Annotated in this window: 13 protein-coding genes and 1 other annotated feature; all 13 genes read right to left on the bottom strand. The window is 40.3% G+C overall.

Going from position 1 to position 13,602, the window contains the following annotated elements:
- Position 1: 1 nt before the first annotated feature.
- Positions 2 to 739, bottom strand: coding sequence for a 23S rRNA (guanosine(2251)-2'-O)-methyltransferase RlmB (gene rlmB / locus CS060_RS08790; protein ID WP_035046896.1), 738 nt, complete (start codon positions 737 to 739; stop codon positions 2 to 4).
- 2 nt (positions 740 to 741) lie between these two features.
- A complete protein-coding gene (locus tag CS060_RS08785) occupies positions 742 to 1,167 on the bottom strand; it encodes a Mini-ribonuclease 3 (RefSeq protein ID WP_035046898.1) in 426 nt (141 codons plus the stop codon).
- A 4-nt stretch (positions 1,168 to 1,171) separates the two neighbouring features.
- Entirely contained in the window at positions 1,172 to 2,569 is a 1,398-nt protein-coding gene (gene cysS, locus CS060_RS08780) for a cysteine--tRNA ligase (RefSeq protein ID WP_099668885.1), read from the bottom strand.
- On the bottom strand, positions 2,550 to 3,215 hold the full coding sequence (gene cysE, locus CS060_RS08775; protein WP_032101439.1) for a serine O-acetyltransferase: 666 nt from the start codon (positions 3,213 to 3,215) through the stop codon (positions 2,550 to 2,552). Before cysE ends, cysS begins: the two co-directional genes overlap by 20 nt.
- A gap of 53 nt (positions 3,216 to 3,268) precedes the next feature.
- Positions 3,269 to 3,488: a binding site (T-box leader), on the bottom strand.
- Between the two features lie 42 nt (positions 3,489 to 3,530).
- Positions 3,531 to 4,991 carry a glutamate--tRNA ligase gene (gltX, locus tag CS060_RS08770; protein ID WP_035046900.1) on the bottom strand — a complete coding sequence of 487 codons (1,461 nt, stop codon included), beginning with the start codon at positions 4,989 to 4,991 and terminating at the stop codon, positions 3,531 to 3,533.
- A gap of 63 nt (positions 4,992 to 5,054) precedes the next feature.
- Positions 5,055 to 5,537, bottom strand: a complete 483-nt coding sequence (ispF, locus tag CS060_RS08765) for a 2-C-methyl-D-erythritol 2,4-cyclodiphosphate synthase (protein ID WP_035046913.1) — start codon at positions 5,535 to 5,537, stop codon at positions 5,055 to 5,057.
- Positions 5,537 to 6,223, bottom strand: a complete 687-nt coding sequence (gene ispD / locus CS060_RS08760) for a 2-C-methyl-D-erythritol 4-phosphate cytidylyltransferase (protein WP_035046915.1) — start codon at positions 6,221 to 6,223, stop codon at positions 5,537 to 5,539. Before ispD ends, ispF begins: the two co-directional genes overlap by 1 nt.
- 19 nt (positions 6,224 to 6,242) lie before the next feature.
- Positions 6,243 to 7,331 carry a PIN/TRAM domain-containing protein gene (locus tag CS060_RS08755; RefSeq protein ID WP_099668884.1) on the bottom strand — a complete coding sequence of 363 codons (1,089 nt, stop codon included), beginning with the start codon at positions 7,329 to 7,331 and terminating at the stop codon, positions 6,243 to 6,245.
- Positions 7,332 to 7,421: 90 nt separating this feature from the next.
- Positions 7,422 to 8,816, bottom strand: a complete 1,395-nt coding sequence (gene radA / locus CS060_RS08750) for a DNA repair protein RadA (protein ID WP_035046902.1) — start codon at positions 8,814 to 8,816, stop codon at positions 7,422 to 7,424.
- A 58-nt stretch (positions 8,817 to 8,874) separates the two neighbouring features.
- Positions 8,875 to 11,307, bottom strand: a complete 2,433-nt coding sequence (clpC, locus tag CS060_RS08745) for an ATP-dependent protease ATP-binding subunit ClpC (RefSeq protein WP_035046904.1) — start codon at positions 11,305 to 11,307, stop codon at positions 8,875 to 8,877.
- Positions 11,308 to 11,327: 20 nt separating this feature from the next.
- Positions 11,328 to 12,392 (bottom strand): protein-arginine kinase McsB, encoded by a 1,065-nt coding sequence (mcsB, locus tag CS060_RS08740; protein ID WP_035046906.1) that lies wholly within the window; start codon positions 12,390 to 12,392, stop codon positions 11,328 to 11,330.
- On the bottom strand, positions 12,385 to 12,939 hold the full coding sequence (mcsA, locus tag CS060_RS08735; RefSeq protein ID WP_035046908.1) for a protein-arginine kinase activator protein McsA: 555 nt from the start codon (positions 12,937 to 12,939) through the stop codon (positions 12,385 to 12,387). Before mcsA ends, mcsB begins: the two co-directional genes overlap by 8 nt.
- 14 nt (positions 12,940 to 12,953) lie before the next feature.
- Positions 12,954 to 13,364: a CtsR family transcriptional regulator gene (locus tag CS060_RS08730; RefSeq protein WP_369795720.1), complete on the bottom strand. Its 411-nt coding sequence runs from the start codon at positions 13,362 to 13,364 to the stop codon at positions 12,954 to 12,956.
- Positions 13,365 to 13,602 lie beyond the last annotated feature (238 nt).

The following is a 13,602-nucleotide window of genomic DNA, read 5'->3' as shown; positions in this document are numbered from 1 at the left end:
TTTACTCACCTAATGGATGACGCTTTCGATACACCTCATACATTAACAAGCTCGCCGCAACAGAAGCATTTAACGATGTGACATGTCCAATCATCGGCAAGCGAACGAGTACATCGCATTTATCTCGCAATAAACGGCTTATTCCTTTCCCTTCACTACCGATAATTAAGGCTAACGGAATAACCCCATCAAGTTGACGATAATCTTGATTTCCTTTCGCATCTGTTCCAAAAATCCAAACACCTCTCTCTTTTAATTCGTCTACTATTCGCGCTAAGTTTGTTACACGCGCAACAGGCACATATTCAATCGCACCCGTTGACGCTTTCGCTACCGTTGCAGTTAAACCGACCGAGCGCCGCTTCGGGATAATGATGCCATGAGCACCTACCGCATCGGCTGTTCGCATAATCGATCCTAAATTGTGTGGATCTTCAAGTTCGTCTAAAATAATAAAAAATGGTGCTTCCCCTTTTTCTTCTGCCTGTTTGAATAAATCATCTATGTCATAGTATCGATATGCAGCAACTTGCGCAATGACTCCTTGATGATTGCCCTCACTTAATTGATCCATCTTTTTTTTAGGAACATATTGTACTGTAATCCCCATCTCTTTTGCGAGCTGAATGATCGATTGCATTTGACCGCGTTGCGAACCTTCAGCAATCCATATTTTATTCATCTCGCGTCCGGACTTTAATGCTTCTAACACGGGGTTTTTACCAATAATGAGATCCATCATTACTTCCTCCTTTCCTCATCATTGCGATGTACCTCTAACGCCCACCGTATTAATTGATGGAGACGTTCTTCATTTCTGCTTAAAAAATGGTAGCCGATCAACGCTTCAAACCCTGTACTTTGACGATATGTTTGCACGTCTGTATTCCTCGGGGTACTCCCTGATTTTGCATTGCGACCTCTTCGAACAATGGAAACTTCCTGTTCAGAAAGCTGGTTATGATTGAGCAACCATTGCAACACTTGTGCTTGCGCTTTCGCACAAACGTATGTTTTTGCTAAGTTGTGTAAATCGTTTGGTTTTACTTTTCCTAAGGTAAGGAGGTGATGCCGTACGAATAATTCATATACGGCATCACCAATATAAGCTAACGTTAAACCGTTTAACTGTTGAAAATCTTTAATTTTAGGAAACAAATGCAGCATTGTTTTATCCTCTTCTCCATCTCGTTCCTTGTGGTGTATCTTCTAAAATAATGTTTTTCGCCTTTAGTTCATCACGAATGCGGTCAGCTAATGCAAAATCGCGATTTTTTCTTGCTTCAATTCGCTGTTGGATGAGCGCTTCAATTTCTTCATCAAGTAATTCATCTTGTTTTAAAGAAAGACCGAGTACATCAAAAAGCTGTTCAAATTGTTGTAAAAACTTTTGAATAACCGCTTGGGATGTATGCTTCTCCATCAAATATACGTTCGCTTGTTTAGCTAGTTCAAACAAAACGGCGATCCCGTTTGCTGTATTAAAATCATCATCCATTTCACGAATAAATTCATTTTTTAAATCTTCAATTTTCGTCAGCCATTGTTCATCGTTTATCGTTAAATTTGTACTGCTTTCTAAACGATGTTTTAAATTCGCATATGCTGTCTTTAAACGTTCTAACCCACTTTTTGCACTGTCAAGCAACGGTTGGCTATAGTTGATCGGATGGCGATAATGAACAGAAAGCATAAAGAAACGTAACACCTGCGGATCAACTTGCTTAATAATGTCGTGCACTAAAATAAAGTTCCCGAGCGATTTTGACATTTTTTCATTATCGATATTGATGTAACCGTTATGCAACCAATATTTCGCAAAAGGTTTTCCTGTTAACGCTTCAGATTGGGCAATTTCATTTTCGTGGTGCGGAAACGTTAAATCTTGCCCCCCAGCATGAATGTCAATCGTATCTCCTAAATATTTACGCGCCATGGCTGAACATTCAATATGCCAACCCGGACGCCCTTTCCCCCATGGGCTATTCCAGTAAATTTCACCTTCTTTCGCCGCTTTCCAGAGCGCAAAGTCCAGAGGATCTTCTTTTTTCTCACCAATTTCAATGCGAGCTCCTGATTTTAGTTCATCAATCGATTGATGAGACAATTTCCCATAACTTGAGAAGCGGCGCGTTCGATAATATACATCACCGTCAACTTCATACGCATACCCTTTTTCAATGAGTTGTTCAATAAATTGGATGATCGCATCCATGTTTTCTGTCACTCGTGGATGAACGTCTGCTTTTTTGCAGCCAAGCGCTGTAATATCTTCAAAGTATGCTTCAATGAAACGTTCTGCAATGGTCGGTACATCTTCTCCTAATTCTTTTGCTGCACGAATGAGTTTATCGTCTACATCTGTGAAATTTGATACGTATTGCACTTCATATCCACGAAATTGTAAGTAGCGTCGAATCGTATCAAACACAATGGCCGGGCGGGCATTGCCAATATGAATGTAGTTATATACTGTCGGACCGCATACATACATTTTCACTTTATTTGGTTCTAATGGGACAAATGGCTCCTTTTTCCGCGTTAACGTATTATACACTTGAATGCTCATGGTTCACCGTTCCTTTCTTTAGTTCTTCTAATTGCGCTTTTAGTTGCTCGATTTCTGATTCTAACTCTTTAAAACGATCTGCAATCGGGTCCGGCAAATCACAATGATTTAAATCTTTATTCACACGCACACCATTTTGTACAACGACACGACCTGGAATTCCGACAACCGTTGAGTTCGGTGGGACATCTTTCAATACGACCGATCCTGCCCCAATTTTACTGTTTTCCCCAACAGTAATCGAACCAAGCACCTTTGCACCGGTAGCAATCAAGCAATTATCTTTAATCGTCGGATGACGTTTTCCTTTTTCTTTACCGGTTCCACCGAGTGTGACACCTTGATACACGGTCACATTATCACCGATCTCGCACGTTTCCCCAATGACAACTCCCATGCCGTGATCAATGAAAAAGCGGCGGCCAATTTTTGCACCAGGATGAATTTCAATACCAGTAAAAAAACGACTAATTTGCGAAATGAGGCGTGCTAAAAAATAAAATTTTCGTTTATACAGCGCGTGGGCAATGCGGTGTGCCCAAATGGCGTGTAGCCCCGAATACGTTAAAATGACTTCTAAATAACTTCTTGCTGCCGGATCTTGTTCAAAAATAACTTCAATGTCCTCTTTTAATGTTTTAAACATGTTGTTCCCCCCTTTGTTATCTTCTAAATAAAAAACGTCTCTGTGTACGATGACACAGAGACGCTTCATTGCGCGGTTCCACTCTGTTTAGCCGAAGGCTCACTCTTGCCCTTATAACGGAAGGGAATCCGCTCCATTCTACTACAGAACGTCTCTGGTTCGAAAGGAGGCTCCGAGGTGCATTTCAAAAGAATCAAGCATAAACCACTTCCAGCCAAGGTGGTTCTCTCTGACATGCTGATTCTTTTTACTTCTCCTCATCAACGCTTTCATCAATATAGGTTACACCTATTTTATTATATAAACGAGGAAATGTTAACGGATGAATTTTGCTAATCGAGACATTGCTGTTTCTTTTCCAAGCAAACGAATCGCCTCTGGAAGTTCTGGACCGTGCGTTTGCCCTGTTACCGCTACACGAATCGGCATAAATAAGTTTTTCCCTTTTTGTCCGGTTTCTTTTTGTACCGCTTTAATTGCCACTTTAATGTGGTCACTATCAAACGTTGCAAGCTGTTCAATTTGCTCGTAAAATGCTTTTAACACAAGCGGTACTTGCTCACCTGCTAAAACAGCCTTTGCTTCTTCATCATACTCGATTTCTTGTTTAAAGAACAACTCTGATAGCTCAACAATTTCAGCACCGTAGCTCATCTGCTCTTGATATAGTGCAATTAAATCACGAGCCCATTTTTTTTGTTCATCTGTCATTTGTTCTGGCAAACGACCAGCTCGAATTAAATGTGGAAGCGATAGTTCAACTAATCGGTCCAAATCAAGTTTTTTGATATATTGGTTGTTCATCCATGTTAACTTTTGCTTATCAAACATGGACGGGGATTTTGATAAACGAGAAACATCAAACATGCGAATAAGCTCTTCTTTTGTAAAAATCTCTTCTTCCCCTTCTGGCGACCAACCTAATAGCGCAAAAAAGTTAAACATCGCTTCTGGTAAATATCCAAGTTCTTTATATTGGGAAACGAATTGAATAATCGATTCATCACGCTTTGATAATTTTTTGCGATTTTCATTTACAATTAATGTTAAATGAGCGTATTTTGGCGGCTCCCAGCCAAAATATTCATACACCATTAACTGTTTCGGTGTGTTCGATAAATGCTCTTCACCGCGGAATACATGTGTAATTTTCATGAGATGATCATCAATGACAACAGCGAAGTTATACGTTGGGATACCATTCGCTTTGACGATCACCCAATCGCCAATATCTTTCGATTCGAACGATACACGACCGCGCACCATATCTTCAAATTCATACACTTTTCCTTCTGGCACTTTTAAACGAATCGTATATGGTTTCCCCTCTGCTTCAAGCTGTTCGACTTGCTCTGGCGTTAGGTGACGGCATTTGCCGCTATACTGTGGCGCTGCAATACCTGCCGCTTTCTGTGCTTCACGCTCTTGTTCTAGTTCCTCAGGTGTACAAAAACATTTATATGCATGTCCTTTTTCTAACAATTCGTTTGTATATTGGCGATATATGTGCAGACGCTCCGTTTGACGATAGGGACCATATCCTCCATCTTTGTCTACCGATTCATCATATTCAATACCGAGCCATTTTAAATTTTCAAGTTGTGACTGTTCGCCACCTTCTACATTCCGCTCAATATCTGTATCTTCAATGCGAACGATAAATTTTCCATGATGATGACGAGCAAACAAATAGTTAAATAATGCTGTGCGCGCACCACCAATATGTAAATGACCCGTCGGACTCGGCGCGTAGCGCACCCTTACTTCCTGTGACATGTCATGACCTCCATCTACCTAATTTCTGTACCTCATTGTACCGTAAACCGCATACAAAATCCATCATTCATTATTTTTTTGTAACAAAACAACAGCTTGTGCGGCAATTCCTTCTTCTCTCCCTGTAAAGCCAAGCTTTTCCGTCGTCGTCGCTTTTACATTAACTTGTGAAACATCTCCTTTTAACAACTCAGCAATTCGTTTTCGCATATTTGGAATATGTGGTGCCATTTTTGGTTTTTGAGCAATAATTGTGCAGTCAACATTCACAAGCGCATATCCATGTTGCTGCACAAGGTTCCATACGCGTTGCAGAAGGAGTGCAGAATCAGCATCTTTGTAAGCCTCATCTGTATCAGGAAAATGTTTCCCAATATCTCCTTCACCAATAGCTCCTAAACAAGCATCAGCAATCGCATGTAACAACACGTCCGCATCGGAATGCCCCAGCAATCCTTTCTCATACGGAATGTTGATTCCACCAATAATAAGTGGACGCCCTTCAGCAAACTGATGGACATCAAACCCTTGTCCAATTCGATACATCATCGATCCCCTCTCGCACGTAAAATCGCTTCCGCAAATAATAAATCTTCTTTTGTTGTAAGTTTAATGTTTGTATATTCGCCTTCTACAACAACGACGCGATGACCGATCCGCTCAACAAGACTTGCATCATCTGTTCCGATAAACTGTTCTTTTTTTGCACGCTCATGAGCGTCGAGAATTAACGGCATGGAAAAAGCTTGTGGCGTTTGTACAGCCCACAAGCTCGATCGATCGACCGTTTTTTCAATATGGCCATCGATCACCTGTTTCATCGTATCTTTGGCAGGAACAGCTAACACAGCTGCTCCTGTGTCTTTTGTCACTCGAACGAGTTCGTGAATTTTATTTATCGTTACAAACGGACGAGCACCATCATGAATGAGCACAATATGACCGTCATTCACCGCTTTTAATCCATTATAGACGCTTTGCTGCCTTTCTTCCCCTCCTAAAACGAGGGATTTCACTTTTTTTATTTCAAAACGATGAAGCATATGAACAAACTGCTCACGTTCTTGATTATTAATGACTAACACAATGCCTTGACAAAAATCATCTCGTTCGAATACACGTAACGTATGGATAATAACGGGTACGCCTCCAAGTTCGATAAATTGTTTATTGATTCCTGCATTCATTCGTTTTCCTTGGCCAGCTGCCGGTATAACGACGTGGTAATTCATTTTCCTATCTCCTAACAGCTTATAATGCTTTTTCAAGTAGCTTTAGTTTGGCAAAAATCATTCTTCCAGCTGACGTTTGTAACACGCTCGTTACAAGCACATCCACTCGTTTTCCGATATAATCCTTCCCATCTTCTACAACGATCATCGTTCCGTCATCTAAATAAGCAACACCTTGATTTTGTTCTTTTCCGTCTTTAATGACGTGAACATTCAATTCTTCACCTGGAAGAACAATCGGTTTTACTGCGTTCGCCAAGTCGTTAATATTTAATACGGGAACATTTTGTAGTTCACATACTTTATTTAAATTAAAGTCATTTGTGACAACAACACCTGATGTCAATTGAGCCAATTTGACGAGCTTGCTGTCGACTTCTTGAACTCCTTCAAAATCACCTTCGTATATTTCAACGTTAATGGCTAACTCTTTTTGGATACGGTTTAAAATATCAAGCCCTCTCCGTCCGCGATTTCTTTTTAACGCATCCGAAGAATCAGCAATATGCTGCAATTCTTCTAGGACAAAACGAGGAATGACAATCGTCCCTTCCAAAAAGCCCGTTTGACAAATATCCGCAATACGCCCGTCAATAATGACACTCGTATCTAAAATTTTCAGCGATTTCCCCTTTTTCTCTTCTTCCTCGCCACCTTTTTTCTTTCCGCTCCGATTTGGCAAAGAAAAGAGATTCATTAACTCATCACGTTTTTTAAATCCAACTTGAAATCCTAAATAGCCTAATAATAACGTAAGAAAAATGGGCAATATCGTATTAACAAGCGGAATTTGAATAGAGTTTAATGGAATGACGACTAAAAAGGCAACAATAAGCCCAAAAATTAAACCGAGACTCCCGAATAACAAGTCTGTTACGGGCGCTTTGACTAACGTTTCTTCCATCCAATGAATAAGTCCAACCACATGATCGACTAACCAGAACGTGAGAAGGAATACGATGATCGCACCGACTGGGGCCGCTACATATGGGCTATCGACATAAGGAAGATCGTTTAGATGCAATAGTTTTAACAAAGTAGGAAAGAAAATAATTCCTAGCATTCCCCCAGTAATTAAAAAAGATGCTTGCACAATTCGTTTTAACACGTTTTTTCACCTCCTCTATTACATTATAAACAGTTTCCAATGTTTGAAACCAATCTGAACATCATTTTTAATCATTTTTTAATGGTTTTGTTAAAATATTGGACCATTTTTCCCTTCTCCTAATGCGTAGTATAGCGCCTCTTCTACATTAACTACTCCGATAATTTCAACACCTTTTGGAATGTTCCAACCGCCGAGATTGCTTTTCGGAATAATGATGCGCTGAAAGCCAAGTTTAGCAGCTTCTTGCACGCGCTGTTCAATACGGGATACACGACGCACCTCACCTGTCAATCCGACTTCCCCAATAACGACATCCGTATGATTTGTTGGTTGATCACGAAAACTAGATGCAATGCTTACCGCAATCGCTAAGTCAATCGCAGGTTCATCTAACTTTATGCCACCAGCTACTTTTAAATAAGCATCTTGGTTTTGGAGAAGCAAACCAACTCTTTTTTCAAGCACAGCCATTAGTAAAGAAACGCGATTATGATCTATTCCTGTTGCCATTCGACGCGGCGTTCCGAAACTAGTTGGCGATACTAATGCTTGAATTTCCACTAATACCGGTCTCGTTCCTTCCATCGAAGCGACAACCGTTGACCCTGCTGCCCCTTTCGAACGCTCTTCTAAAAAAATTTCTGACGGGTTTTTAACTTCTGTAAGCCCCACTTCTTTCATTTCGAAAATACCGATTTCATTTGTGGAACCAAATCGATTTTTCACCGCTCGTAAAATGCGATACGTATGATGGCGCTCTCCTTCAAAATATAATACGGTGTCAACCATATGCTCTAAAATGCGCGGCCCTGCAAGCGCCCCTTCCTTCGTAACATGCCCAACAATAAAAATCGCAATACCTTTCGTTTTAGCTACTCGCATTAACTCTGCTGTACATTCACGAACTTGTGAAACACTCCCTGGTGCAGATGTAATTTCTGAGCGGTATATCGTTTGGATCGAATCAATAACGACAAACGCCGGCTTCATTTCATCAACCGTTTGGATAATATGTTCTAAATTTGTTTCAGATAAAACGTATAAATGTTCAGCTGTCACATGTAACCGCTCAGCGCGCAACTTCGTTTGTTTTACTGATTCCTCCCCCGAAATATATAAAACGGAGTGGGCATCGCTTGCGAGTTGAGCACAAATTTGTAACAACAACGTCGATTTCCCAATACCTGGATCCCCGCCAATTAAAACAAGGGAACCTCGAACAATTCCGCCCCCGAGCACGCGATTAAACTCTGTAAACTCCGTGTCGATTCTCGGTTCTTGTGTTGTTTCTACCGTCGTAATTGATACAGGTTTGGTTGCTATCCCTTCTGTATGCACAAATAACGCACGGTTATGTGGTTTTACTATTTCCGTTTCTTCGACCATTGTGTTCCATGAATGACAACCTGGACATTTTCCCATCCATTTCGCCGTTTCATATCCACAATGTTGACAAACGAATTTTGTTTTTCGTTTAACCATGACTCCATTCCTTTCATGATGAAAAACAAGGTATGCGTGTAAGCATACCTTGTTTTCATTATTTTACTGTCTCTTTCGTTAGCACAACAAACTGACCGTCTTTTACATCCATAACGACTTTCTGTCCGCTGCTAATCGTTCCTTTTAACAGTTCTTCAGATAAACGATCTTCAACATGTTTTTGAATCGCTCGACGCAATGGACGTGCACCGTATTCTAAGTCATAACCTTCTTCAGCTAATTTTTCAATCGCTGCATCTGTTAACTCTAAATCAATTTGTTGTTCTTGTAGACGCTTTTTCAATTGCTCAACCATTAATGAAACAATTTCCTTCAAATGTTTCTTTTCAAGGGAATGGAACACAATAATTTCGTCAATTCGGTTTAAAAATTCCGGACGAAACGCCTTTTTCAACTCGTCCATCACTTTCCCTTTCATATCTTTATACTGTTGGCTCTCATCTTGTACATTAAATCCAACGTATTTATTTCTCTTCAAGGCGTCAGCACCAACGTTTGATGTCATAATAATGATCGTATTGCGGAAATCAACAGTGCGTCCTTTCGAATCAGTTAAACGTCCATCCTCTAGCACTTGTAATAAAATGTTAAATACATCTGGATGCGCTTTTTCAATCTCATCTAATAAGATGACAGAATACGGTTTGCGACGAACTTTTTCCGTTAATTGTCCCCCTTCTTCATAGCCGACGTATCCTGGAGGTGAACCGACAAGACGTGATGTCGAATGTTTCTCCATATATTCAGACATATCGATACGAATCATCGCATCTTCATCGCCAAACATCGCTTCAGCAAGCGCTCGCGCTAACTCTGTTTTTCCTACACCCGTCGGTCCGAGGAAAATAAACGAGCCAATTGGACGCTTTGGATCTTTTAATCCTGCACGAGCACGACGAACCGCTTTAGCAACAGCTTTTACTGCCTCTTCTTGCCCGATGACGCGAGAATGTAAAATTTCTTCTAACTTTAATAATCGTTCTGTTTCTGTTTGAGCTAATTTAGATACCGGAATTCCCGTCCAACTTGATACAACAGCTGCAATATCTTCTACAGTCACTTCAGAGTTTTCTTGACCTTGTTTCTCTTTCCATGCCCGCTTTGTTTCTTCAAGTTGTTCGCGCAATTTTTGTTCTGCATCTCGTAATGATGCTGCTTTTTCAAACTCTTGACTTTGCACAGCTGCATCTTTTTCTTTGCGAATTTCCTCAAGTTTTTGTTCAAGCTCTTTTAAATTTGGTGGTGTCGTAAACGAACGTAAGCGTACTTTCGAGCAAGCTTCGTCAATTAAATCAATTGCTTTATCTGGTAAAAATCGATCCGAAATATAGCGGTCTGAAAGCTTTACTGCCTGCTCAATCGCCTCATCTGAAATAGAAACGCGATGATGAGCTTCGTAACGATCTCGCAAGCCTTTTAAAATTTGAATCGATTCCTCAACCGTTGGTTCCCCAACGTGAATTGGTTGGAAACGTCTTTCTAATGCGGCGTCTTTTTCAATATATTTTCGGTATTCATCTAATGTTGTTGCCCCGATGCATTGTAATTCTCCACGCGCAAGGGACGGTTTTAAAATATTTGATGCATCAATAGCCCCTTCCGCACCGCCTGCTCCGATGAGCGTATGCAATTCGTCAATAAACAAAATGATGTTGCCAGCCTGGCGAATTTCATCCATCACTTTTTTCAAACGATCTTCAAATTCACCACGATATTTTGTACCTGCAACGACTGTTCCCATATCAAGCGTCATGACGCGCTTATCGCGAAGCGTCTCTGGTACTTCGTTATTGACAATTTGTTGAGCTAGTCCTTCAGCAATAGCCGTTTTCCCTACACCTGGCTCTCCGATTAAAACAGGGTTATTTTTCGTTCTGCGGCTTAACACCTCAATAACACGTTGAATTTCTTTACTTCTTCCAATGACAGGATCTAAACCGCCTTCACGTGCGATCGCTGTTAAATCACGGGCTAAACTGTCTAACGTTGGCGTATTCGCATGCGTGGTTCCCCCATGATGTCCTGAGGCAGACTCATTGCTTCCTAATAATTGAAGTACTTGCTGACGAGCTTTATTTAAGCTTACCCCTAAATTATTTAGAACGCGAGCAGCTACGCCTTCTCCTTCTCGAATAAGACCGAGCAAAATGTGTTCTGTCCCAACGTAAGAATGTCCAAGCTTCCTAGCTTCATCCATTGACAATTCAATTACTTTCTTGGCACGAGGTGTGTAATGAATTGTTTGTCCAACCTCATTTCCGCGTCCAATGAGCGATTCTACTTCTTTTTGAATTTTATCTGGTCCTAGTCCGAGTGCCATAAGAGCTTTTGCTGCAATTCCTTCCCCTTCCCGAATAAGACCAAGTAAAATGTGCTCTGTCCCAATATTATTATGTCCTAATCGAACAGCTTCTTCTTGCGCTAATGCTAACACCTTTTGTGCTCGTTCTGTAAAACGTCCGAACATCATTTCCATCAACCTCCTTTAATTCACTTCCATTGGTATAATCGTTCACGAATGAGCGACGCACGACGAACATCCCGTTCCTGCGGGCGTAATGCACCACCAGCATATTTTTGTAAAAAGCCGGGCTGCGTCAAAATCATCAGCTCTGTTAAAATTGTTTTTGGTACGTTCGTAATATATCCGAGATCAATGCCTAACCGTACATCAGATAAACATTGGGCCGCTTCTTTTGAACCGATGATTCGACTGTTTGTTAACACACCGTAAGAACGATATACCCTATCTTCTAATTGTATGTTAGAAGTTTTGACTAATGCCTCACGTGCCATTCGTTCTTGTTCAATTAATTGACGAACAACTCCTGTTAAATCTTCAACAATATCCTCTTCACTTTTTCCTAATGTAATTTGATTTGAAATTTGAAAAATGTTTCCTAACGCTTCGCTGCCTTCTCCATACGTGCCACGAACAACTAAACCGAGCTGATTAATTGCAGGAATAATTTGATTCATTTGCTGCGTTAACACAAGACCTGGCAAATGCATCATAACAGACGCACGTAGTCCTGTTCCGACATTTGTAGGACAGCTCGTCAAATAACCGTACTTTTCATCAAAAGCATAGTCAATGTGTTGTTCAATCCAGTCGTCTAAAGCGTTAGCCATTTTTAACGCTTCTTTTAATTGAAAACCTGCAAACAAACATTGGATACGAATATGATCTTCCTCATTGATCATAATGCTTGCTTCTTCTTGTTCCGATAATAAACATGCACCAAATGTACAATCTTCAGCTAAATGAGGACTAATCAAATGTTTTTCGACTAACACACGCTTTTCAATGGCTTGCAATTCATTCATTTTCAATAAAACAAAAGGACCAAGATCACCGAATTGCTTTTGCGAAAACAACTGTTCAAACAATTGAACAATTTGTATGGCCTCTTCATTTGTAAATACGGTCGGAAATGAATATCGTTTCATATTTCTCGCCAAACGAATACGGCTACTTAACACAATATCAGAATCTGGTCCCTCTTCGTTCATCCATGGACTGAGAGCGCGTTGGAAAAACAAATGTTCATTCATATAATGAAGCGCCCCCTTCCGTATTTAATTTTGCTTCGAGTTCTCGAATTTGGTCACGCACTTCAGCAGCTTTCTCGAATTGTTCTTTAGCAATAAGCTCCTGTAACATTTGTTTCAACTGCCCGATTTGCTTACGGACGTACAACGTACCTCCTACTCGCTTCGGAATTTTTCCCTCATGTGCTACATGTCCTCCATGTAACTTTCGAAAAATAGGTGGTAAATGGCTGCGAAACGTTTCATAACAATTCGCACAACCAAAACGACCGACTTTAACAAACTGGGCGTATGTCATTTTACAACGCTCGCATTGTAATACATGTTCATTGTGAAAAGATGGAGCTTTTTGTTCTTTTAGCGATGCATCCATATTTAATAGTCCGGCAATTAAATTGTTGATTGAAAAAGCTCCTTGATGTGGGAACATAAACATTTCGCCTTTTTCGTGAGCGCATTGCTCACAAAGATGAATTTCTGTTTTCTCCCCATTAACAATTTTAGTAAAATGGAGCGTTGCTGGTCGTTGATTACACTCTTGACATATCAAAGCATTCACCCTCTCTACATATACTTTAACGATGTCAGCATCGCTTTTAATATGCGCGCACGCAGCTCGTCACGATGAGGAAGATCAAGAGATAAAACCGTGCGATCAATAATGCTTAACATCATATTCGCTTCTCGTTTTGAAATTACCTTTTCATCTAATAAGCGTTGAATAATATGTTCTCCATTTGTTTGGCTAATTCGGTCTTGAACAAGCGACAATAAATGATCAATAAGCTGAGAGGCACTTTGAGTCTTCACTTTCATTATGCGGATATAACCACCGCCGCCTCGCTTACTCTCAACAATGTACCCTCTTTCTAATGTAAACCGTGTATTAATGACATAGTTAATTTGCGAAGGAACGCACTGAAACTTATCTGCAATTTCGCTACGTTTAATCTCAACGATATCTTTTCCGCTCATATTTAATACTTGCTTTAAATATTGCTCAATGACATCAGAGATATTCCTCACATAATCCCTCCTCTGCCAGTTGACTTTGACTATATTTGACTTTAATTTTAATATATACGGAATTCTGCAAAAATGCAAGAATCCCTTCTTTTCTTCTTATTATATTTTACCCACTACCTTCGATCAATAAAAATCGAGTAGGAGGAGGTGATTAACCTCCGTCCTCTCACACCACCGTACGTACGGT

It is taken from the genome of Anoxybacillus flavithermus (genome assembly GCF_002742685.1).
Taxonomy (GTDB): Bacteria; Bacillota; Bacilli; order Bacillales; family Anoxybacillaceae; genus Anoxybacillus; species Anoxybacillus flavithermus_E.
Note: the sequence above shows the minus strand (reverse complement) of the source record. Positions and strands in the feature narration are given on the sequence as shown.